This window comes from Asticcacaulis taihuensis (assembly GCF_900100255.1).
In the GTDB taxonomy this organism is placed as follows: Bacteria; Pseudomonadota; Alphaproteobacteria; order Caulobacterales; family Caulobacteraceae; genus Asticcacaulis; species Asticcacaulis taihuensis.
In genome coordinates, this window is record NZ_FMTS01000001.1 from 167,327 (window position 1) to 192,299 (window position 24,973).

25 protein-coding genes and 3 tRNA genes are annotated in these 24,973 nt (G+C 57.4%); 12 read left to right on the forward strand and 16 right to left on the reverse strand.

Going from position 1 to position 24,973, the window contains the following annotated elements; all coding sequences use genetic code 11:
* Nucleotides 1–144: 144 nt before the first annotated feature.
* From BLO49_RS00735 to BLO49_RS18085, 5 genes are all read right to left on the reverse strand, one after another.
* A complete protein-coding gene (locus tag BLO49_RS00735) occupies nt 145–798 on the reverse strand; it encodes a TorF family putative porin (RefSeq protein WP_090642994.1) in 654 nt (217 codons plus the stop codon).
* A 274-nt stretch (nt 799–1,072) separates the two neighbouring features.
* Entirely contained in the window at nt 1,073–2,524 is a 1,452-nt protein-coding gene (locus BLO49_RS00740; protein ID WP_245678810.1) for an ammonium transporter, read from the reverse strand.
* A 331-nt stretch (nt 2,525–2,855) separates the two neighbouring features.
* Nucleotides 2,856–4,262, reverse strand: coding sequence for a type I glutamate--ammonia ligase (gene glnA / locus BLO49_RS00745; RefSeq protein ID WP_090642997.1), 1,407 nt, complete (start codon nt 4,260–4,262; stop codon nt 2,856–2,858).
* A 59-nt stretch (nt 4,263–4,321) separates the two neighbouring features.
* Nucleotides 4,322–4,660, reverse strand: a complete 339-nt coding sequence (locus tag BLO49_RS00750; protein ID WP_018080099.1) for a P-II family nitrogen regulator — start codon at nt 4,658–4,660, stop codon at nt 4,322–4,324.
* Between the two features lie 138 nt (nt 4,661–4,798).
* A complete protein-coding gene (locus BLO49_RS18085) occupies nt 4,799–4,990 on the reverse strand; it encodes a hypothetical protein (RefSeq protein ID WP_139159591.1) in 192 nt (63 codons plus the stop codon).
* 111 nt (nt 4,991–5,101) lie between these two features.
* On the opposite strand from BLO49_RS18085, the gene BLO49_RS00755 reads away from it, so the two are divergent.
* Nucleotides 5,102–5,186, forward strand: a tRNA-Leu gene (locus BLO49_RS00755).
* Between the two features lie 93 nt (nt 5,187–5,279).
* Entirely contained in the window at nt 5,280–6,518 is a 1,239-nt protein-coding gene (locus tag BLO49_RS00760; protein ID WP_090642999.1) for a dicarboxylate/amino acid:cation symporter, read from the forward strand.
* Here BLO49_RS00760 and BLO49_RS00765 read toward each other — a convergent pair.
* Nucleotides 6,515–7,288 carry a hypothetical protein gene (locus tag BLO49_RS00765; RefSeq protein WP_090643002.1) on the reverse strand — a complete coding sequence of 258 codons (774 nt, stop codon included), beginning with the start codon at nt 7,286–7,288 and terminating at the stop codon, nt 6,515–6,517. The two genes, BLO49_RS00760 and BLO49_RS00765, sit on opposite strands and share 4 nt — an antisense overlap.
* 271 nt (nt 7,289–7,559) lie before the next feature.
* Between BLO49_RS00765 and tig the strand changes: the two genes are divergently transcribed.
* The 4 genes from tig (at nt 7,560) to BLO49_RS00785 (ending at nt 10,609) form a co-directional block, all read left to right on the forward strand.
* Nucleotides 7,560–8,903: a trigger factor gene (gene tig, locus BLO49_RS00770; RefSeq protein WP_090643004.1), complete on the forward strand. Its 1,344-nt coding sequence runs from the start codon at nt 7,560–7,562 to the stop codon at nt 8,901–8,903.
* Nucleotides 8,904–9,038: 135 nt separating this feature from the next.
* Nucleotides 9,039–9,560 carry a DUF2059 domain-containing protein gene (locus tag BLO49_RS00775; protein WP_090643007.1) on the forward strand — a complete coding sequence of 174 codons (522 nt, stop codon included), beginning with the start codon at nt 9,039–9,041 and terminating at the stop codon, nt 9,558–9,560.
* A gap of 64 nt (nt 9,561–9,624) precedes the next feature.
* Nucleotides 9,625–9,840: a hypothetical protein gene (locus BLO49_RS00780; RefSeq protein ID WP_090643010.1), complete on the forward strand. Its 216-nt coding sequence runs from the start codon at nt 9,625–9,627 to the stop codon at nt 9,838–9,840.
* Nucleotides 9,841–9,976: 136 nt separating this feature from the next.
* Nucleotides 9,977–10,609, forward strand: coding sequence for an ATP-dependent Clp protease proteolytic subunit (locus BLO49_RS00785; protein ID WP_090643012.1), 633 nt, complete (start codon nt 9,977–9,979; stop codon nt 10,607–10,609).
* Between the two features lie 57 nt (nt 10,610–10,666).
* Here the strand turns inward: BLO49_RS00785 and BLO49_RS00790 are convergent, their stop codons facing one another.
* Nucleotides 10,667–11,332, reverse strand: a complete 666-nt coding sequence (locus tag BLO49_RS00790) for an HAD-IB family hydrolase (protein WP_090643016.1) — start codon at nt 11,330–11,332, stop codon at nt 10,667–10,669.
* Between the two features lie 273 nt (nt 11,333–11,605).
* Here BLO49_RS00790 and clpX point away from each other — a divergent pair, with 273 nt between their 5' ends.
* The 4 genes from clpX to BLO49_RS00810 all read left to right on the forward strand — a co-directional run bounded on the left by clpX (nt 11,606) and on the right by BLO49_RS00810 (nt 16,440).
* Complete coding sequence (gene clpX / locus BLO49_RS00795) at nt 11,606–12,865, forward strand: ATP-dependent Clp protease ATP-binding subunit ClpX (protein WP_090645917.1); 1,260 nt, start codon at nt 11,606–11,608, stop codon at nt 12,863–12,865.
* 276 nt (nt 12,866–13,141) lie between these two features.
* A complete protein-coding gene (gene lon / locus BLO49_RS00800; protein WP_090643018.1) occupies nt 13,142–15,553 on the forward strand; it encodes an endopeptidase La in 2,412 nt (803 codons plus the stop codon).
* A 399-nt stretch (nt 15,554–15,952) separates the two neighbouring features.
* A complete protein-coding gene (locus BLO49_RS00805; RefSeq protein WP_090643021.1) occupies nt 15,953–16,228 on the forward strand; it encodes an HU family DNA-binding protein in 276 nt (91 codons plus the stop codon).
* Nucleotides 16,229–16,364: 136 nt separating this feature from the next.
* Nucleotides 16,365–16,440: transfer RNA gene (locus tag BLO49_RS00810), tRNA-Val, on the forward strand.
* A 23-nt stretch (nt 16,441–16,463) separates the two neighbouring features.
* On the opposite strand, the gene BLO49_RS00815 is transcribed toward BLO49_RS00810, so the two are convergent.
* Complete coding sequence (locus tag BLO49_RS00815) at nt 16,464–17,075, reverse strand: cation efflux transmembrane domain-containing protein (RefSeq protein WP_245678811.1); 612 nt, start codon at nt 17,073–17,075, stop codon at nt 16,464–16,466.
* Between the two features lie 268 nt (nt 17,076–17,343).
* Between BLO49_RS00815 and BLO49_RS00820 the strand changes: the two genes are divergently transcribed.
* The gene (locus BLO49_RS00820) at nt 17,344–17,577 is read left to right on the forward strand and encodes a hypothetical protein (protein WP_090643025.1); all 234 of its coding nucleotides are present in this window, start codon (nt 17,344–17,346) and stop codon (nt 17,575–17,577) included.
* Between the two features lie 8 nt (nt 17,578–17,585).
* Here BLO49_RS00820 and BLO49_RS00825 read toward each other — a convergent pair whose 3' ends face one another.
* The 5 genes from BLO49_RS00825 to BLO49_RS00845 are packed head-to-tail and all read right to left on the reverse strand — an operon-like array spanning nt 17,586 to nt 21,635.
* Nucleotides 17,586–18,389, reverse strand: a complete 804-nt coding sequence (locus tag BLO49_RS00825) for an MBL fold metallo-hydrolase (protein WP_090643027.1) — start codon at nt 18,387–18,389, stop codon at nt 17,586–17,588.
* Nucleotides 18,389–19,177 carry a TatD family hydrolase gene (locus BLO49_RS00830; protein ID WP_090643031.1) on the reverse strand — a complete coding sequence of 263 codons (789 nt, stop codon included), beginning with the start codon at nt 19,175–19,177 and terminating at the stop codon, nt 18,389–18,391. Before BLO49_RS00830 ends, BLO49_RS00825 begins: the two co-directional genes overlap by 1 nt.
* A gap of 15 nt (nt 19,178–19,192) precedes the next feature.
* On the reverse strand, nt 19,193–20,194 hold the full coding sequence (locus tag BLO49_RS00835) for a DNA polymerase III subunit delta' (protein WP_090643033.1): 1,002 nt from the start codon (nt 20,192–20,194) through the stop codon (nt 19,193–19,195).
* Complete coding sequence (gene tmk / locus BLO49_RS00840) at nt 20,194–20,862, reverse strand: dTMP kinase (RefSeq protein ID WP_090643036.1); 669 nt, start codon at nt 20,860–20,862, stop codon at nt 20,194–20,196. Before tmk ends, BLO49_RS00835 begins: the two co-directional genes overlap by 1 nt.
* A 59-nt stretch (nt 20,863–20,921) precedes the next feature.
* Complete coding sequence (locus BLO49_RS00845; protein WP_245678812.1) at nt 20,922–21,635, reverse strand: SPOR domain-containing protein; 714 nt, start codon at nt 21,633–21,635, stop codon at nt 20,922–20,924.
* A 748-nt stretch (nt 21,636–22,383) separates the two neighbouring features.
* Here BLO49_RS00845 and BLO49_RS00850 point away from each other — a divergent pair.
* Nucleotides 22,384–22,473 (forward strand) — tRNA-Ser (locus BLO49_RS00850).
* A 241-nt stretch (nt 22,474–22,714) separates the two neighbouring features.
* Here the strand turns inward: BLO49_RS00850 and BLO49_RS00855 are convergent.
* From BLO49_RS00855 to BLO49_RS00865, 3 genes are all read right to left on the reverse strand, one after another.
* Nucleotides 22,715–23,320 (reverse strand): hypothetical protein, encoded by a 606-nt coding sequence (locus BLO49_RS00855; protein ID WP_090643039.1) that lies wholly within the window; start codon nt 23,318–23,320, stop codon nt 22,715–22,717.
* A gap of 132 nt (nt 23,321–23,452) precedes the next feature.
* Nucleotides 23,453–24,463 carry a class II fructose-bisphosphatase gene (gene glpX, locus BLO49_RS00860; RefSeq protein WP_090643042.1) on the reverse strand — a complete coding sequence of 337 codons (1,011 nt, stop codon included), beginning with the start codon at nt 24,461–24,463 and terminating at the stop codon, nt 23,453–23,455.
* Nucleotides 24,464–24,513: 50 nt separating this feature from the next.
* On the reverse strand, nt 24,514–24,900 hold the full coding sequence (locus BLO49_RS00865; RefSeq protein WP_090643044.1) for a hypothetical protein: 387 nt from the start codon (nt 24,898–24,900) through the stop codon (nt 24,514–24,516).
* Nucleotides 24,901–24,973: the final 73 nt, after the last annotated feature.

Sequence of the window (24,973 nt, forward strand, 5' to 3'; positions counted from 1 at the left end):
TTTTCGCCGGTTTTATTTGCTGCTGCAACGATTGTCATAATTATGAAATCAAAAAGTCAAGTAAATCATATAGCAGCTAAGGTAACCGTATTGCAGCGCAAAAGGTGAGGGCCGCGTCCGGAAACACGACCCTCTGTTACCAGCTTAGAAAGCAGCCTTAAGCGTGACGGCGAGGCGGGCCGCCGACGGCTTGATCACTTCCGGAATGTTGGTGTCGGACGCGCGAACATCCACCGAGAAAACCGGGGTGATGGCGTAGGTCAGGCCGAGATTCTCGGTCGTGTACTTGAAGCCACCGGTCTTTTGTTCACCAACGGCGCCCGAAACGCTGAGCTTGCTGGTCAACGGGTACGAACCATTGATTTCATAATATTCGGTGTCATCGACATCGGTGTTATAGAAATAGGCGGCGCCGATGGTACCCTTGTAGAACGGGTGGCTCACGGCAGCCTTCAGTTCGGTCGAATCAAGAGTGTCGTCATTGTAGTTGTAGTAGATGGCGCCCAGATCGAAGGTGAAGTCCTTATAGACCGGCTTGATGCCGGCATAGAGGTCGAGTTCGTAATCGGCGAAATCGACATTGGACGCCCATGCGCCAGCGTAGAACAGGCCGTGCGAATAGTCGATGCCGCCCTGGATGGCCGGATCACCTGCCGTCTGGCTGACGCCGCGGAAAACGTAATCGCTAGTGGCGGCAACGTTATAGCTGAGAGTGCCGCCTGCGAATTCGGTGGCGGAAGCCGAACCGGCAATGACGGCAGCGGCGATGGCCGTAGCGGCCAGGAGCATTTTTTTCATTATCATGTCCTCAGATTGAGTTTGTGTGCCAAACCCCATCCGAAGCGTTTCCCGCGCCAGTTATAGTGGAATATTGCGGCGCGGAATCAGATTACATTTTTATGACAGCCAAACCAACACCTGTGATTACAAAACACAGTTCTGTGGCATATTTGCACAAAATGCGGCCAAAAGACGGCCAAAAGATTAATAATAACAAGGCTGTGGATAAAAAACGGAGCGCTCCTTGAAGAGGCGCTCCGTCTCATTTGTGCAACTGATTAAAGATGGTAGTTTAGTGATCCATGACTTCGTCGTGAAGCGAGGCGTCGAGGCCGGCTTCTTCCTGATCGGCCGTCACGCGGAGACCCGTCGTGAACTTGCAGATGATCAGGATGACGAGGGTGCCAAGGGCGGACCAGCCGATGGTGACGCCCAGGCCGATCAATTGCTTAACAACCGTAGCGCCTTCGGCCAGGGAGTTTACCGTGGTGTCGGCAAACAGCCCGGTCAGGATTGCGCCGAGGAAACCGCCGGCGCCATGGATGCCGAAAGCGTCGAGGGAGTCGTCATAGCCGAGCAGTTTCTTCATCCAGGTGGCCGAGACGTAGCAGACCGGACCGGCGACAGCGCCGATGATCATTGCGCCCGTCGGGTTGACGAAGCCGCAGGCCGGGGTGATGGCGACCAGACCGGCAACCAGGCCAGACAGGATGCCGATCAGCGACGGCTTGCCACGGAAGATCCATTCAACGACCTTCCAGGTCAGGCCAGCAGCGCAGGTGGCCAGCAGGGTGTTGAGCAGGGCCACCGAAGCCACCGAATCGCCCGCCCATTCCGAACCGGCATTGAAGCCGATCCAGCCGACGAACAGCAGCGAGGCGCCGATCAGGACGAAGATCGGGTTGTTAGCGGGCATCGATTCCGTGCCGTAGCCCTTGCGGCGGCCGAGGAAGAGAGCCGCCACCAGACCAGCGACACCGGCATTGACGTGAACGACCGCGCCGCCGGCGAAGTCCTTGACGCCCAGGGTGCCGAGGAAACCACCACCCCAGACCATGTGACAGATCGGCGCATAGACCAGGATCGACCACAGGGCCATGAACAGGATCAGGCCGGAGAACTTGACGCGCTCAGCAAACGCGCCCGTGATCAGGGCAGGCGTGATGATGGCGAAGGTCATCTGGTAGGAGATCCAGGTGTATTCCGGCACCGCCGCCGTAGCCATATAGGCCGTATTCGGCGTGACATGGTTGAGCATGGCTGTATCGAAGCCGCCGAAATACTTGTTCAGCAGTTCGCCGCTGAAGCCAAACAGATCGGTGGCCGTGCCGAACGACATGCTGTAACCGACAACGTACCACAGGACCGCGACAACGGCCGTGACGCTGACCGACTGGGTGACGGTGGCGATGACGTTCTTGCGGCGGACCATACCGCCATAGAAAAGGGCCAGGCCCGGCAGGGTCATCATCAGCACCATGGCGGTGGAGAAGATGAGATAGGTTGTGTCCGCCTTGTCGATGGCGAGTTCTTTCTGCGACGCCAGCAGGGCGGGCGCCGGAGCAGCCTCAGAGGTCGCTTCCGAAGCGGCGGTTGATTCCGCAGCGGAGGCGGCTTCAGAGGTTACGGCTTCAGCAGAGGCCGCAGCCGACTCCTGAGCCAGAGCGAAACTGGCAACGGGTGCCGCCAGCAGAAGAGTCGCCGCCGCGGCGATGACTTTCGAGAGTTTGATCCACGTTTTCAAAGTATCCCCCTTGGATAGCGGATATTGCACCTGCTCACAGTGCCGTGACTGCAAACTATCGCAAGTGCTTTATGGGGCGGATCAGGGGAGAAGGGGGCGCATATGTCGCCTTGCGTCATTTATGTGTCGGAATGCATGTAAATAGCATGAAAACAAAGAGTTTTTATGCGGTGGCATTTGCAACTATAATGATTTCGTCTGAAACTATAAAATGTAATACAATATAGCTCCGCATCAGGCTTGCCGCTTCAATTGTGCAGCGCAAAGAAACAGGCCGCCCCCGAAGGAACGGCCTGTTATGAAATTCATATCCTGAGACAGAAAATTCAGCTTAGCACTTGTAATACATCTCGAATTCGATCGGGTGCGGACGCAGTTCGAGGTTCATCACTTCTTCCATCTTCAGTTCGATGTATGAGTCGATGAAGTCGTCGTCCATCACGCCGCCCTTCTTGAGGAAGGCGCGGTCCTTGTCGAGGTTTTCCAGGGCTTCACGGAGCGAACCGCAGACTTCCGGGATGTTCTTTTGCTCTTGCGGCGGCAGATCGTACAGGTTCTTGTCGGCCGGCGCGCCCGGATCGAGGCGGTTTTCGATACCGTCAAGACCCGCCATCAGCAGGGCGGTGAAGGTCAGGTAGGGGTTGCCCATCGGGTCCGGGAAGCGGGCTTCCAGACGCTTGCCCTTCGGCGACGACACCCACGGAATACGGATCGAGGCGGAGCGGTTGCGGGCCGAATAGGCCAGCTTGACCGGAGCTTCGTAACCCGGAACCAGGCGCTTGTAGCTGTTGGTCGTCGAGTTCGAGAAAGCATTGATGGCCTTGGCGTGCTTGATGATGCCGCCGATGTACCACAGGCACAGATCCGACAGGCCGGCATACTTGTCGCCGGCGAAGAGCGGCTTGCCGTCCTTCCAGATCGACTGGTGAACGTGCATGCCCGAACCGTTATCGCCGAACATCGGCTTGGCCATGAAGGTCACCGACTTGCCATAGGCGTGGGCGACGTTCTGAACAACATACTTGTAGAGCTGAGTGCGGTCGGCCATGGTCAGCATGTCCGAGAACTTCAGGCCGAGTTCGTGCTGGGCCGGCGCCACTTCGTGGTGGTGCTTTTCCGGTTCCATGCCCAGTTCGCCCATGATCGAGAGCATTTCGCCGCGGATGTCCTGCGCCGAATCGACCGGGTTGACAGGGAAGTAGCCGCCCTTGGGCCCAGGACGATGGCCCATATTGCCTTCCGGATAGACCTTGGCCGAGTTGTGCGGAAGTTCGGTCGAATCGAAAGCGTAACCGGTGTTGTCGGAAGAGATCGACCAGCGGACGTCATCGAACATGAAGAATTCGGCTTCCGGGCCAAAATAAACCGTGTCGCCAACGCCGGCCGACTGTGTATAGGCCAGGGCCTTCTTGGCGATCGAGCGCGGGTCGCGGTTATAGGGCTCGTTGGTGTCGGGATTTACGACGTCGCAGAACATGAACAGGGTGGTCTGCTGATAGAACGGGTCGATATAGGCTGTGTTCAGGTCAGGGCGCAGCTTCATGTCGGATTCGTTGATCGCCTTCCAGCCGGCGATCGAGGAACCATCGAACATGGTGCCGTCATCGAGGAAATCTTCGTCGACGAGATCGATATCGAAGGTCACGTGTTGCATTTTGCCGCGCACATCGGTGAAACGCACGTCAACATACTTGACGTCCTTTTCCTTGATGAGCTTGAGAATGTCTGCAGATGTCATATTTGACGCCCCATTAGCCTGTAATTAATAAAGTGGGAGAGGCGAAACGCCGGCGGGGGTTAAACCGCCTGCGGTCCGGACTCTCCGGTTCTGATGCGGACGACGTCGAGGACATCGCTCACAAAAATCTTGCCGTCACCAATCTTGCCCGTGCGGGCCGCCGTCTGGATCGCTTCCAGCGCAGCGGGCGCGAGGTCGTCGGCAACAACCAGTTCGATCTTGATCTTCGGCAGAAAATCAACAACGTACTCGGCCCCCCGGTAGAGTTCCGAGTGGCCTTTCTGGCGGCCATATCCCTTGGCCTCCAGCACGGTCATGCCTTGTACGCCGATTTCCTGAAGGGCTTCCTTCACTTCGTCGAGCTTAAAGGGTTTGATGACGGCTTCTATCTTTTTCATGAGCTATCCATAAAACTGTAGACCGTTCAGCCCCGTAACTTGTTTGCATTGCGCAAGAATGCAAGCTCATTTCCGGCGAGCGATCTCACATGGCTGTAAAACTTGTTTACGATGCGTGAACGGCGGGTGCCGCAGCCTTTAGCGGCTGGCGGCGCGGAATTCAAAAGGAAAATGCGTTTTAGCGCGATTTGCGCGCTTATAAAGAGAAAATTTACCCGACTCGGCAAGCCATCCTCTAAATCGGCGAAAATACGTTTCCATTGCAATTATTTTGGCGGATTGCAGGCGCACTACCGCTGTCTGGCTGTCTGAATTGACGCGGCGCAGCATTACAGTCCCCGTGATTCATTTTCATGACACTTGACTGCGCGTGCGCTTTGGGCCAGACAGCGCCCCCTTGGGCCTGCGTCCTCAGGCGCCCATGATTCAAGGCTGACACATGCGGATGTGGCGGAACTGGTAGACGCACTGGGTTTAGGTTCCAGCGCTGCAAGGCGTGGAGGTTCGAGTCCTCTCATCCGCACCAGCCATTTTTGACACTTGTTGAATTTGAAACAGGGGTGGCGCAACGCCCGTGCCTCGGCTAGTGTCGGCGCCAGATACCGTTCAGGGGCCGTGCATGAAGTCGAAATTCGCGTTGTTCATCCTTTTCGCCATGATCGCCGGCGTCGGCGCCGGCTGGGCCAGTCACGAATATCTGGCCGCCGAAAATCTGTCGACCGCGACGATGATTTACGGCCTGCTGACCAAGATCTTCATCACCCTGATTAAGATGATCATCGCTCCCCTGGTATTGTTCACCCTGATCGCCGGCATCGGCCACATGGAAGACGCGGCCTCCGTTGGGCGTGTAGGTGTCAAGGCGCTGGCCTGGTTCCTGCTGATGTCGATCGTGTCCCTGGTCATCGGCATTCTGATGGTCGAATGGCTGAAGCCCGGAGTCGGCATGAGCCTCCAGGTCGCCGGTGAAGCGATCAAGGTGCCGTCAACAGAAGGGTTCACTATCGAGAAGTTCATCGAGCACCTGATCCCGTCATCGATCATCAAGGCGATGGCTGATAACGAAATCCTGCAGATCGTCATTTTTGCCGTGTTTGTCGGCACGGCCATATCCATGCTGGAAAAGAAGTCGCCGCGCGTCATGGAACTGGCCGAGGAAGCCTCGGCCATCATGCTCAAGGTGACCGAGATCGTCATGAAGTTCGCACCCTTCGCCATCTTCGGCGCCCTGGCCAAGACGGTCAGTGAGCAGGGGCTACCGATCCTGGTCACCTACGCCAAGTTCATGGCGGGATTTTACGGCGCGATGGGCGTTCTGTGGGCGCTGCTGATTGTGATTGGTTTCCTGTTCCTTGGCGGCCGGATGCTGCGCGTTCTGGGTGTTATCCGCGAACCGACCCTGCTGGCCTTCTCGACCGCCAGTTCCGAGGCCGCGTATCCCAAATTGCTGGCCGGCCTGCCCACGGTCGGGATCTCACGCAAGATCGTGTCGTTCGTCCTGCCGCTGGGCTATTCCTTCAATCTCGACGGCTCGATGATCTATTGCACCTTCGCCACACTGTTCATTGCTCAGGCATACGGCGTGCATTTCACTACGGCGCAGATCATCATGATGCTGTTCCTCCTGCTGATCACTTCCAAGGGCATTGCCGGTGTGCCGCGCGCCTCGCTGGTGGTCATCATGGCGACCCTGGCCTATTTCGGCCTGCCCGCGGAATGGATTGCCCTGGTTCTGGGCGTCGATCACCTGCTCGATATGGGGCGCTCGGCCACCAATGTTCTGGGCAACAGTGTCGCTTCAGCCGTCATTGCCAAGTGGGAAAAGCAACTGGATGTCGAGGAACCGTTAAGGCTTTAAGTGCTCTTGTCAAAATGGGGTTCCGGCGGGGGCGCGGCCGTAAAGCGGTAAAGCGGCTTGTTCAGATTTCTGGGCGTCAGGCTGTCGCGGTCCACCCATTGTGTCGCCTGCATCTGCCACTTGCCGAACCCGTCTTTTCCGATATCCGCCTTAAAGTAATAGGCGAAACTGTCATAGGGATTTGAACTGTTGGGCCCTTCATTGTGCCAGCAGGTGGCGGTGAAATGCGTGGCGTCCTGCCAGACCATGCCGGTGCAATGGGCGGGAAAAATCACCACATCGCGGATATGCGGCCAGTCGGCCAGGGCGAGCGAGCCCTGTGTCAGGTCGGCACGGTCGAAGCCTGAGGCCAGCACGCGCCCGTCGGGGGAGGCTGAGGCTTCTTCACGGACGATATATTTATCGCTGTTGGGCAACACCAGATAGGTGTTTTCCGAATTGGCGAAATGACAGGTCACGCCGGCCACCGGATAGAGCGCACCATCCTTTCCGCGCAGCTTCATGACACCGGTCAGGAAGTAGCGCTGGCAGCCCTTCGGGTCATTCATGTAGGTGGTGACGGCTTCACCCTTGTGGAAGATCGTCAGTTCGCGGTCATGGCGCAGGGCCAGGCCGGGATTGGCGGCAATCAGCGCCGCCTCAACCGCCATGGTACGCTTTTCCTGTTCCGATCCCTCGAAGGTGGGATCGATGCCTTCGGCCCGCTGAGGTGTGGCCCTGTGGCAGCCGGCCAGAGTGAAGATAAGGACGAATGACAGAACAAGACGCAAACAAACCTCCCGGATTGCGTCGCAAACCTGAACGGAATTTTGCAAAAAATCAGGCTGGAACTCGCAGGCGGGGAGGTTGAAGCCCATAATCATAAAATTCCCACACGAGCCACATTTCCCCGACATAAAAGTTGACCTCGCCCGCAATCATGCCATAAGGGCACATCTTTTGGCGCCCGTGCCTTCGCAGGGGCGCTTTGTCGCTATTATTAACCGCCCGTGCGGGCCTGACGCGAGGTCAGGGGCCAAACCGGCATAAGGTAACTGATCGATGCAAGTCGTTGAAAAACTGAATGAAGGCCTGAGCCGCGTCCTCGAAGTCACCATCGCCAAGGGCGATCTGACACAAAAGCTGGACGCCAAGATCGCGGAAATCACCCCCAAGATGAACATCAAGGGCTTCCGTCCGGGCAAGGTGCCGCAGGCCCACGTCCGCAAGATGTACGGCAAGGAACTTATGGGCGAAATCATTCAGGAAACCCTGAACGCCACGACCGAGCAGGCGATGAAGGATGCCAATATCCGTCCCGCCAGCCAGCCGGAATTGAAGCCGATCGGCGATATCGAAGGTGTCATCGAAGGCAAGTCGGACCTGGCCTATGAAATCGCCGTCGAAATGATGCCGATCTTCACGCCGATCGAGCCGGCCTCGATTGAACTGACCCGCCCGGTCTATGAGCCGACCGACGCCGATATCGACGAGGCCCTGAAGACCGTTGTCGCTGGTTCGAAGCAGTTCGAAGCCAAGACCGGCAAGTCGGTCAAGGCCACCGATGGTGACAAGCTGATCATCGATTTCGTCGGCAAGCTGGGCGATGAAGTGTTTGAAGGCGGTTCGGCCGAAGGCGCGGAACTGATTATCGGTTCGGGCCAGTTCATTCCGGGCTTCGAAGAGCAACTGATCGGCGCCAAGAAGGGCGAAGTGAAGACGCTCAACGTCACCTTCCCGGAAAACTATGGCGCGAAGAACCTGGCCGGCAAGGCCGCGACCTTCGAGACCACCGTCCAGGACATCCTGGCGCCGAAGGAAGGCGAAGCCGATGACGAGCTGGCCAAGAGCCTCGGCCTCGAAAGCCTGCAAGCCCTGAAGGACATCCTGAAGACGCAACTGCAACAGCAGTACGGCCAGGCGTCGCGCTTCAAGATGAAGCGTGCCCTGCTGGACGTGCTTGACGAAAAACACAGCTTCGAACTGCCGAAGCGTATGCTGGAAGCCGAATTCAACGGCATCTGGCAACAGGTCGAACAGGACAAGGCCAATGGCCAGCTCGCCGAGGAAGATGCCGGCAAGTCCGAGCAGGAACTGAAGGACGAGTACATGAAGATCGCCGAACGCCGGGTGCGTCTGGGCCTCGTGCTCGCCGAAATCGGCACCCGCCAGAATGTCCAGGTCACCGACCAGGAAGTCAACCAGGCGATCATGCAGGAAGCCCGTAACTACCCGGGCCAGGAGCGCCAGGTGTTCGAGTTCTACACCAAGAACCCCGGCGCGGCCGCTCAGATCCGCGCGCCGATCTACGAAGAAAAGGTCTGTGACCTGATCTTCTCGCTGGCCAAGGTTACCGACACGCCGATCAGCAAGGAAGACCTGTTGAAGGAAGAGGAAGAAGCGTAAGCTTTTTCTTTGAAAGTGAATTGAGAAGAGGCTCCGTAAGGGGCCTCTTTTTTTGTGTCTAGCCTCTGGTCAGGCACGTAATCTGTGAGATAAAGATACGGTGCCGGACTCAGCTGGCTTCAGGGGGAAACTTCCATGCGTAAGACACTTATCGCGCTCGTATGCGGCGCCATGCTCATTGCCATGCCGGCTATCTGCCAGGCCCAGGCGGCCGAACCGGCGCCGTCTGCGGAAAAAGTCGCTCTGGTGAAACGGTATTTCAATGCCATTCATTTCGAACAGATGATGACGGGCATCGTCAACCAGATAACGCCGGCCATGATGGCTCAGGTCCGTAAGTCGCATCCGGAACTGACCGATACGGAATTCCAGGCGGCGACCGACGCCATTACGGAAAGCACTGGCGATTTCATCAAGAAGATGACCGATGCCTCGATACCGGTTTATGCCGATATCTTTACGGTCGAGGAATTGACCAAGATGGATGAGTTTTATGAAACACCTGTTGGTCAGTCGATCATGGCCAAGGTGCCGGAAGCGTCGCAAAAACTCATGCCGACCGTTATGGCCCTGATGCCCGATTTCCAGGCCGATGTACAAAAGCGCCTGTGCGCCAAGATCGACTGCTCGGCTAAAAAGGCCAATAAGCCGGCCTGATATAATCCACTTTGATTTTTGATACCCGGCTGCGACATGCTGTCTTCCCCAAAAGGAGGACAACATGTCGACAGCCAGACAAACCACCAACAATCCCAGCGCCGATAAGCGCGCGGCGCCGACGGATACAGCCCATCGTTCGCAATGCGACGATCCGGCGGAAGACGATAACATCCAAGAAGGGCGCCTGCCCAAATCGCAATCCGGGCGTCCGCACAGGCAGGGGCAGGGCGTGGATGAGACGGGGAGGGACAGCAAGGCGCCGCACAGCCCGTCCTGACCCGTTAATCGCCACTTGAAATCCTGTGGGTAAATTGCCAAGTTGAGTCACGGCTGGGACGCATCCACTTACGGTTAAGAACTTTAGCCCTATATCTGCGGTCAGCTTCGATATTTATTCCAGATAAGGATTCGTGATGCGCGACCCCGTAGACCACCTGACCATGAACCTTGTGCCCATGGTCGTCGAGCAATCCAGCCGGGGAGAGCGTTCCTACGACATCTTCTCGCGTATGCTGAAAGAACGCATCATCTTCCTGACCGGCCCGTTTGAAGACGGCATGGCCAGCCTGATCTGCGCCCAACTCCTGTTCCTTGAGTCGGAAAACCCGAAGAAGGAAATCTCGATGTACATCAATTCGCCCGGTGGTCAGGTGACCTCTGCCCTGGCGATCTATGACACGATGCAATACATCAAGTCGCCGGTTTCAACCGTCTGCATGGGCATGGCCGCTTCGGCCGGTTCGCTCATCTTGCAGGCCGGTGAGGCTGGCCAGCGTATCTCGCTGCCTAATTCGAAGATCATGGTCCACCAGCCATCGGGTGGTGCGCGTGGCATGGCTTCGGATATTGAGATCCAGGCTGAGGACATGCGCAAGACCAAGAAGCTGCTCAACGAAATCTACGTCAAGCACACGGGCCAATCCTACGACACCATCGAAAAGACCCTGGACCGCGACCGTTATATGACGGCCGAGGAAGCCAAGGAATTCGGCCTGATCGACCACGTTTATGAAAAGCGTGCCGATGCCGAAAAGGAAGCGTCGTAAGTCTTTCGGCTTTTGAAATGCAAGTGGGCGTCCGGAGCGATTCGGGCGCCCGCTTTTTTATGGCCTTTGTTTGAAAACGCGGTAGTGCCCCTGGCGCGCCGCCGCCAGCATCTCAGTATCGCCCGCGGTATCGCCATAGGCCGCTTCAAGATCGAGCGCCTCGCCGAAGGCTTCGCGCAGGCGGCACATCTTTTCCATGCCCCGGCAGTTCAGCCCGGTCAGTTCAGGCATCAAAGTACCACGTTCGGAGAATTTCAGCCGCGTGCCGATGACGCGATCAGCGCCGATCAGGCGACCAAAGGGGGCGACCAACAATTCCGGGGACGCGGTGACGATAACGCGGGTGCGGTCGGGCAGGTCATGGGCTTGCCAGGCCGCCAGCGCATCTGGCCGAAACAGTCTCTTGCCGGTCTTGGTGACGAATGCCTTCACCAGAATTTCAAGCTCTCTTTGAGAAATGTCACCTAACAGGCTGTATAATAAGCGCGCTTTCAAGGCGCCGCGATCTCTCGTCTTCACGTAGTCGATAAGCATGTTCGGCTTGAACGCAAGGGTGCTTGCTATCTGCAAGTTACCTCTGGTGGCTTGCAGAAAGGCGATAAAGCTGTCGGTATATGTCAGGGTGCCGTCAAAATCGAAGGCGATTATTTTTTTCGGATCGGGCGTGGCCTTTACGTCGCGCTTTGCGGAACTTACGGTTTTTCCTGCGATTTTTTTCAACATGGACGGCAAAAACTTTCAAAGACTGCCAGCACGGCTTTCAATATCTATCGCTTATCCCATATAAAGATAGTTAAGCGAGGCGTAGCGGGTGTTGGCCGGTTGAGGCGTGGTCTAAACTGTGCATAAATGCGTATCGATACGTTGGATATAAGGGGTATCTGTGCCAAAATCAGCCTTTGTTAAGGGCTGCGGCTATAGGATACCCTGTAATTTGGGCCGGCGACTCATGTTATGCGAGTCGTTCAGCACCGGCCACTTGAGGTGAAGAAGCATATGACCAAAGCCGCGACGGGCGACAGCAAAAGCACTCTGTATTGTTCTTTCTGCGGAAAGAGCCAGCATGAAGTGCGCAAACTTATTGCCGGCCCCACCGTGTTTATCTGCGATGAATGCGTTGAGCTGTGCATGGACATTATCCGCGAAGAGCACAAGATCGCCTTCGTGAAATCGAAGGACGGCGTGCCGACGCCGAAGGAAATCCGCGAAGTGCTCGATGATTATGTCATCGGCCAGAGCCAGGCGAAGAAGGTTCTGTCGGTCGCGGTCCACAATCACTACAAGCGCCTGAACCACGCCCAAAAGGGCAATGATGTCGAACTGGCGAAGTCCAACATCATGCTGATTGGCCCGACTGGTTCCGGCAAGACCCTGCTGGCCCAGACCCTGGCCCGCATTATCGATGTGCCGTTCACCATGGCCGATGCCACCACCCTGACCGAAGCCGGTTATGTCGGTGAGGACGTCGAAAACATCATCCTGAAGCTGCTCCAGGCCGCCGATTATAATGTCGAACGCGCCCAGCGCGGCATCGTCTATATCGATGAAGTCGACAAGATTTCGCGTAAAAGCGACAATCCCTCGATCACCCGAGACGTGTCGGGCGAAGGCGTCCAGCAGGCGCTGCTCAAGATTATGGAAGGCACGGTCGCTTCCGTGCCGCCGCAGGGCGGCCGCAAGCATCCTCAGCAGGAATTCCTGCAGGTGGATACGACCAACATCCTGTTCATCTGCGGCGGCGCTTTCGCCGGCCTGGAAAAGATCATTTCCGGCCGCGGCAAGGGCACCTCGATCGGCTTCGGCGCTTCGGTGAAAGACCCGGAAGATCGCCGCACCGGCGAAATCCTGCGCAATGTCGAGCCGGATGACCTGATGAAGTTCGGCCTGATCCCGGAATTTATCGGCCGTCTGCCGGTTCTGGCGACGCTGGAAGACCTCGACGAGGTGACCCTCGTCAAGATTTTGACCGAGCCGAAGAACGCCCTGATCAAGCAGTATCAGCGCCTGTTCGAGATGGAAAACGTCACGCTGAACTTCACCGAGGAAGCCCTGCTGGGTGTCGCCCGTCGTGCCATCCAGCGCAAGACCGGCGCGCGCGGTCTCCGCTCGATCCTCGAAGGCATCCTGCTGGAGACCATGTACGAGTTGCCAACCATGCAGGGCGTCGAGGAAGTGGTCATTAATGGTGAAGTCATTGAAGAACGCGCCCAGCCGCTTCTGATCTATGCTGAAAAACGCAGTGGTGGAGCCGCTTAAGGCTCGTTTTCAATGTGCAATTAAAAGCGCGGCTCTGGAAACGGAGCCGCGCTTTTAATTTATCATCCCACTATCGTGGCACGGTCCATGACGCTGCCTTGAATCTGCGATAATCTATCCCACATTCACTTCAAGGCGCCTGATCGGGGCGGCGAGGGGACTTATCCCCCGCATATTCCCGCAAATGACGCGTTTTATTTTAAGACTCGGTTGAGCATGAGAGCCTGGGGTTTAGACTAAGGCATCCGGCGGCATTGAGTCTGTGAAGGAGTACCCATGCTAGATGTATTGACCATCCCTGTGCTGCCATTGCGCGATATCGTGGTGTTCCCGCACATGGTCGTGCCCTTGTTTGTCGGCCGTGAGAAATCCGTGCAGGCGCTGGACGAGGTCATGAAGGGCGACAAGCAGATCCTGCTCGCCACGCAAAAAAATTCCGGTGATGATGATCCCGATGTCGACGCCATCTATGAAATCGGTGTGCTGGCCAATGTGCTGCAACTGCTGAAGCTGCCGGACGGCACCGTCAAGGTGCTGGTCGAGGGCAAGACCCGTGCGCGCATCAAGCGCTTCGTCTCGACCGATGCCTATTACGAAGCCGAAGCCTATCCGCTGGAGGCGCAACTGGCCGAAGGTCCGGATGCCGAGGCGCTGCAACGCGCCGTGGCCGAGCAGTTCGAGAACTATATCAAGCTCAACAAGAAGATTCCGCCAGAATCGCTTAACGCCATCGCCGAAATCACCGATGCCGATATTCTCGCCGATTCCATTGCCGCGCACCTGGTCGTCAAGATCCAGGACAAGCAGGCCCTGCTGGAACAACTTTCGGTCAGCAAGCGACTGGAAAAGATCTATGCCCTGATGGAAGGCGAAATCTCCGTCCTTCAGGTCGAGAAGAAAATTCGTTCGCGCGTCAAGCGCCAGATGGAGAAGACCCAGCGCGAATATTACCTGAATGAGCAGATGAAGGCCATTCAGCGTGAACTCGGCGAACAGGACGAGGGCAAGGACGAACTGGCCGATCTCGAAAAGAAGATCAAGGGCACCAAGCTTTCCAAGGAAGCCCGCACCAAGGCCATGGCCGAGCTGAACAAGCTGCGCCACATGAGCCCGATGTCGGCCGAAAGCACGGTCGTGCGCAACTATCTCGACTGGCTGCTGTCGATCCCCTGGGGCGCCGCCAAGCCGAAGGCCATCGACCTGCAAAAGGCCGAGGATATTCTCGAAGCCGATCACTACGGCCTGGAAAAGGTCAAGGAACGTATCCTTGAGCACTTGGCTGTGCAGGCGCGCATGGGCACGCTGAAGGGACCGATCCTGTGTCTCGTCGGCCCTCCGGGTGTCGGCAAGACCTCGCTCGGAAAGTCGATTGCCAAGGCGACCGGTCGTGAGTTTGTGCGCATCAGCCTGGGCGGTGTGCGTGATGAATCGGAGATCCGCGGTCACCGCCGGACCTATATCGGCTCCATGCCTGGCAAGATCATCCAGAACATGAAGAAGGTGAAGTCCACCAATGCCTTCTTCCTGCTCGATGAAATCGACAAGATGGGCAATGACTGGCGCGGCGACCCCGCTTCGGCCCTGCTTGAAGTGTTGGATCCGGCGCAGAACTCGACCTTTGCCGACCATTATCTCGAAGTCGATTACGACCTCTCCAAGATTATGTTCGTCACGACCGCTAACTCACTGAACATGCCGCAGCCACTGCTGGACCGGATGGAGATCATCCGTATCCCTGGCTATACCGAGGACGAAAAGGTCGAGATCGCCAAGCGCCACGTCCTGCCGAACCTGATGAAGGAGCATGGCCTGACAGCGGCGGAGTTCGTGGTGCCGGAAACAGCGATCCGTGACCTGATCCGCTACTACACACGGGAAGCCGGTGTGCGGTCTCTGGAACGCGAGCTGGGCAATCTGGCGCGCAAGACTATCCGTGATCTTGCCAAAAAAGACGAAAATGGTGAAAAGGTCGCATCGATCACCATCGATGACGACCGCCTTGCAAAGTACGCCGGCGTCAAGAAGTTCCATTATGGTGCCACGGACGAGGTCGATCAGGTCGGTATCGTTACCGGCCTGGCTTGGACGGAATTTGGCGGGGATATCCTCACCATCGAGGCCATCAAGATGCCGGGCAAGGGCCTGATGAAGGTCACTGGCAATCTGAAAGACGTCATGAAGGAATCCGTTTCGGCGGCCAATTCCTACGTCAAGGCGCTGGCGCCGAAGTTCGGCATCCTGCCGCCGGTCTTCGACAAGACCGATGTCCACGTCCACGTTCCGGAAGGCGCCACGCCCAAGGATGGCCCGTCGGCCGGTGTCGCCATGGCGGTGGCCATGGTGTCGGTCCTGACCGGCATCCCGGTACGGAAGGATCTGGCCATGACAGGTGAAATCACCCTGCGCGGTCGTGTCCTGCCGATCGGTGGCCTGAAGGAAAAGCTGCTGGCGGCCCTGCGCTCCGGCATAAAGACCGTGCTGATTCCGAAGGAAAACGAGAAGGATCTGATCGATCTGCCGGCCAATGTAAAATCCGGCCTGGAGATCATTCCGGTATCTTTGGTGGAGGAGGCGCTCAAGCACGCGCTGACCAAGCCGCTTACTCCAGTGGAATGGATCGAGCCGGTGATCGCCGCCACGGCGGTTACGCCGCCGGCGGATGATACGGATGCCGCCACGGCGCATTGACGGTCGCTCACGAACCTGGAAAGACACCCTGCCGGCATTTGTCGGCAGGGTTTTCTTTTGATTGGGATGAGCCGATTTGCCCAGGGCAGGGCGCTCCGAATGCCTAAAGAATCAGTTCCCTTATCCACAAGGCATTTGCGTTAATTTCCGCGAAAAAACTGTACTGCCTGGTCTTATTTTCTCCCACAGGCTGGGGATAGGTCTTCAAAAGGGCGTGAAAACGCTCAAACCCTTTAAAAAACACGGTTTGCACCGCAATAAACGGCATTTATTGCTTTGACGGGCGTACGTTTTTGTAGTCTCTATCGGCTTCACCCGTTAACGACTCACGGTTTGAGCCGGCAGCGTTAGAGGGTAAGCTTAGCAACTGACCCCAAGACGGGTAAGGGAGAGAGATTTATGACGAAAGCTGAACTCGTGGCCGCCATCGCCGATCAGGCCGGTCTGACCAAGGATCAAGCCAAGAAGGCGCTCGACGCTTTCACTGACAGTGTTGTGGCCGCCCTGAAGAAGAATGACGATGTGCGCCTCGTGGGCTTCGGCACCTTCCTCGCCGTCAAGCGCGAAGCCGGCACCGCCCGCAATCCGCGCACCGGCGAAACCGTCCAGCGTCCGGCTTCGGTCACGGCGCGTTTCCGCGTCGGTGAGGGCCTCAAGGGCGCCCTGAACGGCTAATGCCTGCGGTCCCTTGCAGGGACCGTTCGCTCGATATTTAAGAGGCGTTTTCGTATTTGGTGAATTAAATCATCGGATGCGGAAACGCCTCTTGACTTATGGGGGCAGGCTTGGCACATCGGGCGCTTCCTGGAAGGGGCGATTAGCTCAGCTGGCAGAGCGGCTCGTTTACACCGAGTAGGTCGGCGGTTCGATCCCGTCATCGCCCACCAGGCTTTCCCGCACATATGTGGTTTTAAGGCTCGGCGCCGCCTTTGTGCTCATTCTGGGCGGCCTGCCAAATTTCCCTGGCAGCGTCCAGGTTCATCCAGGCTATGCCCAGACCAACGATCAGATCCGGCCAGGCGGAGGGCCACACCAGGGTCATGACGCCGGCGCCCATAATGGCAATATTGGCAACCGCATCGTTTCTGGCCGACAGAAACGCTGCCTTGGTCAGACTGCCTTTATGATGGCGAAACTTCGCCAGCAGGTAGGCGCAGCCCAGATTGACCACCAAGGCGCCCAGGCCGGTGGCTGACAGCAGCCACGGCGCAGGTGGCGTGAAGGTCTGGAACTTGCTCCATGCCGTCCAGAGAAATGCCGCCGCAGGAAAGAGCAGAACCAGGGCCAGCACCATTCCAGTGCGCGCACGCAAACGGGCGGACCATCCCAGGGCCAGGGCAATCAGGAAATTGACCGAAGCGTCCTCGAAGAAATCAGCGCTGTCGGCAAACAGCGAGACAGAGCCAATTTTCTGCGCCATGAAGAATTCAATGACGAAATAGGCCAGGTTGGCGATCGCCACGATTATAACGGCCATCCTGACAGCCTTGGTCTGCGCGTCATCCATTCCCGTGATCCGCATATTCAATCCCGGCAGGTGGCCGGATGGTTCCAGCAATGTCAAGATTTGAGGGTGGACAACGGTAACAAGCTGGGGTGAATATTTATCGCATAATAAATATTATGGGAAATATAGTGATATATATGGCTAATCGAGCTTCATCCTAAGCCCTTACGCCATCCTTATGCGGCGGCCGAGCCTTAAACACATACACTTTATCTGCAAGCCAATAGCCTTAAACTGCCAGCGCTGATCCGCGCCACGTTTTGCGTTTGTATGGAGTTTTATCATGGCCACCACGATCTCAGCTCACTTTGAACCGACCACCGACAATTTTGGTCGCCTGACGCTCAAGGCACATCGTAACGTCAAGGCGTTGCCACAGAATCTTCTGATCGTCCTGGCATTTTTCAGCGTGCTTATTCTGGCATTGACCGGTCTGGCTCTGGCTGACAGCGCCATGTTCGAGCCTCATCAGTCCGGCGTGACCTATTATGGGGGCGTTCCGCTCGATTACGACTGATCATTCACTTAAAGTGAAACCTTAACTTCCATCTGGTCGTAGGCAGGCTCGACGCCCGCCGGCAGGATCGCCCTCAGCGCTTCGTAATCCATATCCTGATGCAAGTTGGTGAGTATGGCGCGCTCAGGGTTGACGCGCGCAATCCACTCCAGCGTTTTCTCCAGATGGGAGTGCGTCGGATGCGGCTTGTATCGCAGCGCGTCGACAATCCAAACCTTCAAACCCTTCAAGATTTCAAAGCTTTCTTCAGGCAAATCCGACACATCACTGGAATAGGCTATATCGCTAATCCGGTAACCAACAGACCGGATGGGGCCGTGAGCCTGGTCGAAGGTGATGACCGGTAAATCCCCCCCCTCACCAGAAATTGACCACACCTGACCATGCGCCGGCAGGCGCCGTGGCTCACAAACCGGCGGATAGCCCAGATTTCCTTCAAAAACATAGCCGAAACGCCGGGTAAGGGTCGCGTAGGTCGCCTCATCCATATAACCGTCGATCGGTCGGTTGCGAGCAAAGGTAAAGGCGCGCATGTCGTCCAGGCCATGCGTCTGATCGGCATGATCGTGCGTCCACAGGATGGTGTCGATATGTGGCACGCTGGCGCGGATCATCTGTTCGCGGAAATCCGGCGCCGTATCGATCACTACTGAAGTCAGACCATCCCCCTCCGAAAGCCCAAACCAGGCCGAACAGCGCGAGCGTTTGTTTTTCGGGTTCGCTGGGTCACAGGCACCCCAATAACCATCCACACGCGGCACACCAGTCGAGCAACCCGATCCCAATATCCTGACTGTCAGGGTTTTGGCCATCAGCGGGGTATCCGATCGAACAGGCTGAAGAAGGCATCATGCGTCCGCGCCCTCACCTCATCAAGGCTCCAGCCACGGATTTCTCCCAGCTTGTCATAGATATGCGTTACGAAGGCCGGCTCATTCCGGCGGCCGCGCATGGGAATGGGCGCCAGGTAAGGGCAATCGGTTTCGATGATGATTTTATCGGCCGGCATATCACGGATTATATCACGGACATCCTGCGCCTGTTTGAATGTGGCGATGCCGGAGACGGAGAACCAGGCACCCATTTCCGCGCAGATTTTAGCCAGTTCCGCGCCGCTGGTATAGCAGTGCAGCAGCAGCTTGAACGGCCCTTCGGCATGAGCTTCCACCAGGATCTGCCCCATCACATCATCGGCTTCGCGTGTATGGACTACCAGCGGCAGGCCGCTTTCGCGCGCGGCGGCGATATGGACTTTAAAAACCTGCGCCTGTATGTCGCGCGGGCTGAAATCGTAATGGAAATCCAGGCCGCATTCGCCGATACCGACCACTTTCGGGCGCTCAGCCAGGTCCAGAAGAGTTCGTACACTCAGGGCCGGATTTTCCCGCGCCTCGTGCGGATGCGTGCCGACCGTCGCCCAGATATCTTCATTATCCGCAGCGACCTTATAAACGGTGTCAAAATTGGACACGCGATCGCAAATATTGACCATCAGGTCCACGCCGGCCACGCGGGCGCGATCGATCACTTCCGCCTGGTCCTCGGCGAACTGCGGGGCGTGCAGATTGACGTGTGAATCTATAAATCGATAGTCGGTCACTACTGATATATTACCTTAGGAAAGCGTCGCCAATTCATTGTAAACAGACCAAAAATAATCCCCACGATCCAGGTTGACGGCCTCAACCTCGCCGACCGCCTGATTGAGACGCGACCACAGTTGCGAATAATTTTGCCCCTTTTGCGGCGTCTCCGTGCTGAGAGCCCGTTCGTGCAGGCGATCGGTCAGGCACATCATGAAGGTGGCGAACTTGCGCGCGCCATCGTTTTTTGCCGAAGACGATTTGAACATGGCGGCGGCCTGCATCAGCTCAGAACGTGGCGGCAGCGGCTTTTCCAGCAGTTTGCCGGCGAAGGCATCCATTTCCAGCGCCCCCTCCTCCATCAGGCTCAACGCCCGGCCCGGCGCGCCATGCGCCAGCCGGACCAGCCGCCCGATAGCCTCTTCATCGATATCGGCACGCTTGCGCAGAAACGCCTCTACCGCCTGATCGGTCCACGGGAGAAAGGTCAGTCTGCGGCAGCGCGAGCGAATAGTCGGCAGCAAACGCCCCGGCGAGTGCGAGATCAGGAAGAGAATACCCTTATGCGGCGGTTCTTCAAGAATCTTCAATAAGGCATTGGCTGAATTGACATTCAGATCATCAACCGAGTCGATAATGCAGACCCGATAGGCCGAACGCGACGGGGCTTTCGAGAAGAATTCACCAATCTCACGCACCGCATCAACGCTGATATTCTTCTTCAGTTTGCTCTCGCCCATCTCGCGTTCGAGGACCAGCAGGTCAGGATGCGAGCCGGCGGTAATCAGCCGCACATCGGCATCATCCGGCGACATGCCGAGCGTCCCGAAGCGTGGATCGCGGTCGTGTCCCATCAGGAAGCGGGCACAGCGGAAGGCAAAGCTCGCCTTGCCCAAGCCCTGCGGCCCGCACAGCAGCCAGGCGTGGTGCAGACGATTTTTCTGGTAGGCCGAGGCAAACGCCTGATCCGGTCCTTCGGCCTGCTCGAAGGCAAAACTCTCGCGTGGATGCGTTAGTGTCAGAGGTTCTGGCATCAGGCACCCCGCAATTCCGGAAAGCTCGTCTGAACCAGAGCCCAGATATCGGCAGCAATCGGTTCAATACCGCGGTCGGCGTCGATCACCCCATAACGGTCCGGCATCTGGCCGGCGCGCGCCAGAAAGCCGGCGCGCAGGCGTTCATGAAAGCTCAAGCCCTTCGACTCAAAGCGGTTTTCGGCATCGCCACGGGCGTCTGCGCGCTTCAAACCGGCCTCGACCGGCATGTCCATAACAACCACCAGATCCGGCTGGGTGGGGCCGACCACGACTTCATCCACCTGCTCAATAAAGGCCGGCGCCACCCCGCCGCCGGCGCCCTGATAGGCGCGCGACGAATCAGCGAAGCGGTCACAGACCACCCAGGCGCCGCGCTGCAGGGCCGGACGGATGACCTTTTCCAGATGATCGGCGCGGGCAGCATACATCATCAAAAGTTCGCTGACCGGCGACCAGCGCGTGGCGTCACCGCGCACCAGCAGGTCACGCAGGGCTTCCGCCCCAGGAGATCCGCCGGGCTCACGCGTCTGCACAACTTCGAGGCCCAGAGCGCGCAGTTTCGCCACCAGGGCCTTGACCTGTGTGGACTTGCCGGCGCCCTCACCGCCTTCAAAGGTGATGAAGCGCCCGCTATGATGGGGGGGATGTTCGGATGATGTGTTCACGCAGGCAGATAGACCGTCTTTTGGCGCAATTCTCAAGTCCAAAAAGCGGCAAGACGCCCTTAATCGTCATGAACCAGTATCGCCCCGGTAAAGCCGGCGCTGATGGCTTCCTGACGGCGCCTTTCGGCCGCCGCCGCGCCCTTGAAGGGGCCAGTATAGACGATATAGAGGCTGTCGCGTGTATCGATGCGGGCATCGGCCAGCCGATCCTGCGCGCGCTGGGCATTGTCGCGCTGTGAATAGGCCCCGACCTGCACGATATAGCGCTGATTGTCATCCGCTGCCTGTGACGGCGCGGCAGCATAGACCGGCGCCGGTCCGAGGCGCTCGGCAGGACCAAGCCAGGTGATCCTGACGCGGGCCGTGCCGGACGTATAGACGCCCAGGGCCTTGGCGGCGCCGCGCGACAGGTCCATGACGCGCCCCTCGACGAACGGCCCGCGATCATTGACCCGGACGCGGATCGTCTTGCCATTATCGAGATTGGTGACCTCGGCGATGCTCGGCAGCGGAAAGGTCTTGTGGGCCGCGGTTATGGCGTCGGGCGAGAAATATTCACCGTCGGCCGTAGTGGCGTTGGGAGATTCGCCGCCATACCATGAGGCAATGCCGGTTTCGGTGTGGCCGGCGTCAGGAATGCGCGGATAATAGGTCTTGCCGCGCACCGTATAGGGCCGCGAGGTGCCGGAATTATATTGCGGCTCACGGGCGATCCTTGGTCCCTCGCCGGACACATTGGGGCGCGTGGTGGCGCAGGCGGCCAATAGCAGCATGAATACAAGGGGTAACAGCCTTGTACTTAATGTGCGGAATGAGCTTTCTCGCTCGAACATGGGCCTGATCTCGGCTGGGATACGATTACAGATATCACTCTGCACCCAATTTGCGAAATCTTGGTTAAGGTGCATTAGGCATATGGATTGGGAATGCGAAAAAATCGCTGGAAGGACTTGGCACATCTGTGGAAGCCTGTGATTGTGCCGTTTCCCGTGCGGACAGGCGGCCGATTGGTCAAGGCAGTGTCTTGAAACCGGAGCGTAAGCGAACGGTTCGGCGAAGCCAAAACCGCCATCGCCCAAAGGGCGATATCCGTAGATTTTTCGATAAAATGACGCGTCAGGACTTGGCACAAGTTCGGAAGCCCGCGACTGCGCCGTTCCCTCGTGCGGACAGGTGGCCGAGTGGTTTAAGGCAGCGTCTTGAAACCGGAGCGTAAGCGAACGGTTCGGCGAAGCCAAAACCGCCATCTGCCGAAGGACGATATCCTGTCGATTTTTCAATAAAATGACACTTCAGGACTTGGCACGACTTCGGAAGCCCGTTGCAAGCGCCGTTCTCTCGTGCGGACAGGTGGCCGAGTGGTTTAAGGCAGTGTCTTGAAACCGGAGCGTAAGCGAACGGTTCGGCGAAGCCAAAACCGCCATCGTCCGAAGGACGATATCCTGTCGATTTTTCAATAAAATGGCATCTCAGGACTTGGCACAACTCCGGAAGCCCGTTACAAGCGCCGTTCTCTCGTGCGGACAGGTGGCCGAGTGGTTTAAGGCAGCGGTCTTGAAAACCGCCGTAGGTGGAAGCCTACCGTGGGTTCGAATCCCACCTTGTCCGCCATTACTAAAAAAGCCGGCCCTCTTGGGCTGGCTTTTTTAGTAATGCAGGTGGGGACTTGAGCCCACGGATAAAGCGGGTTCGAAAACCGAGCGAAGCGAAGGTTTCGGCGTAGCGAAGCGCAGCCAATCCCACCTTGTCCGCCAATTTTCCATTAAAATACAGACGGGTAATAGAGTCGCCCTTCGGGGCAGCGGTCGGTGACCACAAGTTTGTAGCGGATTTTCAGCGGCCGATTAGATACTTACTCGGTCATCAGGTTGGGCTTAATGAATTCGCGGATGATCTTTTTGAGATCGATGCCAATGCCAGCGACATTTGGCTCAAGTATTAACGTATCAAATGCCCTATCAAATGGCTTTGCCTTAATTTCACGAGCAACCTTGAAGTCAGATAACTCTTTTTTAGCTTTAATATCTTTAAAACTGACACTGATGAGATTGACTACACCAGTCTCAGTTTTGCAAAATTTTTTCAGTGGAAGCAAAATTAGCTTCATATTGTCGCTATAGTTGCCACGAACATTACTATCAAATTTGAATTCCGGACCATCGGAAGATTCTCTAAATTTGGCCAGGTGTTCATTTGTGATCAAGATAGCCGGGAGAACGTCCTCACCTTCGAGACCATTGACTTTGTGCCAAGAGAAAACCTCGTTGCTAAAATGGCCGAGGTCGGTGCCGCGAAGCACCACCGATCCAGATCGTGATGACAAGTCTGCTATTCGATTGAAGTTGTTCTCAAGCGCTCGAGCTAAAGGTTCGTCCCATCCATAATCGAGAAGATAGATATAGTAGTCCCGCTGTATATTCCCCGGCAGATCTTCAAGCGAATGAATGTGTAATCCCATGCGTCAGACTCAGCTATATAGTTGCAACAATGTCAGCAATGGCTCCCGATAGGGTCTTGTCGCCAAGGCATAGTCTCCGAGCGGAAGGAAGACGCCCCTTACGCTGTCAATGTTAGTTTAACGACGAACGCCCTACCCCACCACCAGCGGGCGTCTCATCGACAACTTCCTGACCGTATGCGTCTTGGAGATCATCACCAGGCTTTCTGTGGTCAGGAACACTTCCCCGCGCGCGGTGGTTTCCTTCTGCACACCGCGCAGTAAGGCCCCATGCGTCACGCCGGTGGCGATAAAGACCGCGTCCGAACTGACCAGGTCATTCAGTGTATATTTGCGGTCAAAATCCGTCAGGCCCAGACGCGCGGCGCGTTCTTTCTCGTCGCCATTGCGGAAGACCAGACGCCCCTGAAACTGCCCGCCGACGCATTTCAGCGCGGCGCACGCCAGAACGCCTTCGGGCGCGCCGCCCTGCCCCAGATAGATGTCTATACCCGTTTCCGGCTGGGCGGTATGAATGACGCCGGCGACATCGCCATCGGTGATCAGGTGGACGCGGGCGCCGGCCTTGCGCAAGCTCGTGATGATACCGTCATGGCGCGGGCGATCGAGCACACAGGCGACGATTTCCGACACATCCACCCCCTTCGCCCTGGCCAGCGAACGGACATTTTCTTCCGGCGTCCAGTCGAGGTCGACCACGCCTTCGGCATAGCCCGGCCCGATGGCCAGCTTGTCCATATAGGTATCCGGCGCGTGCAGCAGCCCGCCGCGCGGCGCAAAGGCGATGACGGCCAGGGCATTGGCCATGGCCTTGGCGGCCAGGGTGGTGCCTTCCAGCGGATCGAGGGCGATATCGATGGCCGGGCCTTTGCCGGTGCCGACCGTTTCGCCAATGTAGAGCATGGGGGCTTCATCGCGCTCGCCCTCGCCGATGACGATGCGGCCGTCCATCTCGATGGAATTGAGCGCGGTGCGCATGGCGTCGACGGCGGCCTGATCAGCGGCTTTTTCATCGCCGCGGCCGATCTGGGCGAAGCAGGCGATGGCGGCTTCTTCGGCGACGCGGACGATATCAAGGCTCAGGTCAAAGTCCGTGGCATGGCCGCGCCGGGTGTCCTTGGCGAAATCAGCGGTTTCTGGCATTGCGTTTCTTCTGTAAACGGGGCCGGCCCGTAAAGCCGGCCATTATATTGTTATTTTATGACGGGCGGCGGCGCGGCGCGCTTGCGCAGGTCTTCAGCCAGGGCATTGATCTGCGCCGGCGTGGTGGTCTGGGCCTCGATCGGCGCCGTGTGGGCCGGATCGATACGGCCGCGTGCATCCGCCGCGAAAGTCTCCGGCACGGTGTCGTCCCAGACCAAGGCGTCAGTTTCGGTTTTGAGTTGCTGCCGCTTGGCCAGGGTATCGGTCACGGCCGCCTGAAACTCTGCGGGTGTGGTGATATTTGTGGGCGGCACGGGAAATTCCGACCATTTCGGCATGGAATTGATATCGGCCTGAGGCGTCGTCTCAGTGGCCGTCTGCGCCAGCAGGTGAGTCGGGGCCAGAAGCAGGGCAAGCATGGCCAGCGGAGCGGACATATGATGCGCAGATGTGAATTTCAAAGGGATGCTCTCCGCTCTGGCGCCTGAATAACAGCCGATATGGCAACAC